The following is a 2,332-nucleotide window of genomic DNA, read 5'->3' on the forward strand; positions in this document are numbered from 1 at the left end:
GCAGGCCTTTAAAGTGCTAAGCAATGTTGCGGCAGTTAGTTTGCGAATGGCTTTGGTCATTACAAGTCTCTCACTTCGTCAGATGTTAGGTACGGCACGCCGTTGATTTTTACAAAGTCGGGACTGGTGATCGGACACTTAATTGATGTTGTGTCTTCTTCGCCGCCGTCGGCTTTAATGTTTAAAATTTCGTCTAGTTGCGGTAGGCAGCCAAACGCTTCAATGTTCTTTTTGCCTGCTGCTACTTCGGCGTTAAATGCTACGTCGAACGGCTCAATGCCTTTCCAGCTACCTGCCTTTGCCGCTTGCGCTTGCACAATTAGCCAGTTTTCGTGGTCGAGCTTTAGGGTTACTTCGCCTTCTACGTCGCCGTCGATAAAGCCTTTTGGTACGCCACGCACTTTTTTAACTGTGCGGCCGTCAGTGATTTTTACGGTTGCTTCGATTACGTGCACCATTGAGTTACCAATGAAAATATCGAAGTCTTTACCGCCTAGTACTTTTTGCATGTTCGCTCCTACTCTGCGTTATCTAACATGATGCCAACTATGATGGTGTTGGGTGAATCGATTGGCTTAACTTTGAGAACGACTTGCAATGTGGTTGCGTTCATAAACGTTAGGCTGATGCTGTCGTCTTTTGGCGTGTCGATTAGGCCCGGGAACTTGTCGGCACCAATGTTAATTGAGCGCGCCATTTCGCGTAGCGGTTTGCCCATAATGCGCTTGCCAAATTCAATGCCACTGGCACTGTTGTTTAGGCGGCGGTTTTTAATGTTTTGAATGGCAATAATGCGCACGTCGCGTGCGGCCTTGTCGACAATGCGGCCTGTTTCGATTTGCTGAAAGTCGCCGCCTTCGGCATCTAGCATGTTTACGTCGCCAAAATATGTGCCGTCGAAGTCTGGGTAAAACTGTGTGCAACTAAAGCGCAGTGCGTCGAGTGCGGCTGTGGTTGAGTTGGTTAGCGGTTTGCCTGCGGCATCTTCTGGATGCGGCATTAGTGACATTGCACCCGTAAGTACGCGCATTGGGCTATCTGCAATAGTGACTGCGCTTTTACATAAACGCCCAGTTACTGCGCCTAGCTCGTCGCCAAATAATAAAGGAACAACAGCTGTTTGCGGTGCTACTACGCCTTCGGTTATTGGCTGTAATGCCGTTACTAAATCAGACCAATTTTGTAGTTCGGTTAGCCCAGGCGCCGCTACTAAAAAGCGTACGCGACGCGCAAGGCTTGATAGTATTTCAAGCGCTTTTGCTTGGTAGCTTTCTACTTCTGCTTTGCCTGTTACGGGCGTACAAATAACAATGATTTCGGGACTTACGTCTTGATCCATTGCTTCGTCAATAAGTGCCATTACGTCGGCGTCGATTGCGTGCGCTATTGCATAACCACTTACTAGGTCGTCGCCGTTGCGCTGCCATGCTTTAACTTGGGTTTTTAACGGTGAGTCGGCTACGCCAAACTCAGCATCAAAGTCGCTTTGTGCATTAATGGGTAGAATTTTGCCGTTGTTTTCGGCTGCTTGGCCGATGAACAATACGGTGCGTTCTACCTGTTTTGTAGCGCCACTGCCTGTTTGAATGGCGGCAACGGATACTTTACCTTGTGCCATGGTCGTTCCTTTTTTGCTTGCGCTACGCCACTTGCATAGCTTTGTTTAAAATAAAATTCATTTGCTCTTTTTGTTCGGCCATTGTTTGCCCCAAAAAGGAGCGGGCCGGTAAATCAATTTTCCATGCGCCCTTGCCTGAGCTGCCCTTTAATTCGCGCAGTAAAAACCCTGCTTGGTTAATACTTAAATTGTTTGTTATCCATTTAATACTTGGTCGCTTGCTGCCCTTGCCTTTGCCGCGCGGTATTTTGTAACCCTCGCTTATTAATGCTCTGGCTAAGTTGCGCGTGGCTGGGCCTTCTTTATTTTGTGCGGCACTGCTTTTGGGCTTACCTGCATCTAGGCTTATGCCCTCTTGGTGGGCGCGGGCTATTTTTCCGCTGTTGCCACCTTTAAAATATACGCTTGCGCTATTTGCGCCGTAGCGCACTTTCATGTTGCGCTTTAGCTTTGTTAGCATTTTCTTTTTTTTGCCGTTGGCGCGGCCTTGCCACCTTTTACCCGCTAAATCACTTTGCCTGGTGATCCGCTCTTTACTGCTTTTGTTTGCTGCACGTATTGCGCTGCGCAATATGTTGCGGCGCTTTTGTGGCTTGAGCTGTAAAAACGCTAGCTGCTCTTTGCTGCGGCCTTCATCAAACTTGAGATTAAGCACGGCTTACTTGGCCTTCAAGCGTAAACGCTTCGGCTATCCATAGGCTTTGCTCGCCAAAG

Annotated in this window: 4 protein-coding genes (1 of these 4 running past the window's edge); all 4 read right to left on the reverse strand. The window is 48.3% G+C overall.

The window, feature by feature from the left end:
• Tightly spaced (at most 22 nt apart), the 4 genes in view from L654_RS0122120 to L654_RS0122135 form a layout consistent with a single transcriptional unit that may run on beyond the window.
• Nucleotides 1-60, reverse strand: the 5' portion of a protein-coding gene (locus tag L654_RS0122120) for a hypothetical protein (protein ID WP_024609065.1). Its footprint begins 564 nt before the window's first position; the window shows 60 of its 624 coding nt (coding positions 1-60); it begins with the start codon at nucleotides 58-60; its stop codon lies beyond the left edge, outside the window.
• Nucleotides 60-509 carry a phage protein gene (locus tag L654_RS0122125; RefSeq protein WP_002960021.1) on the reverse strand — a complete coding sequence of 150 codons (450 nt, stop codon included), beginning with the start codon at nucleotides 507-509 and terminating at the stop codon, nucleotides 60-62. Before L654_RS0122125 ends, L654_RS0122120 begins: the two co-directional genes overlap by 1 nt.
• Before the next feature lie 8 nt (nucleotides 510-517).
• A complete protein-coding gene (locus L654_RS0122130; RefSeq protein WP_024609066.1) occupies nucleotides 518-1,618 on the reverse strand; it encodes a DUF2586 domain-containing protein in 1,101 nt (366 codons plus the stop codon).
• Nucleotides 1,619-1,640: 22 nt separating this feature from the next.
• The gene (locus L654_RS0122135) at nucleotides 1,641-2,273 is read right to left on the reverse strand and encodes a phage virion morphogenesis protein (RefSeq protein WP_024609067.1); all 633 of its coding nucleotides are present in this window, start codon (nucleotides 2,271-2,273) and stop codon (nucleotides 1,641-1,643) included.
• Nucleotides 2,274-2,332 lie beyond the last annotated feature (59 nt).

Source organism: Pseudoalteromonas sp. TAB23, assembly GCF_000498075.1.
GTDB classification, from domain to species: Bacteria; Pseudomonadota; Gammaproteobacteria; order Enterobacterales; family Alteromonadaceae; genus Pseudoalteromonas; species Pseudoalteromonas arctica.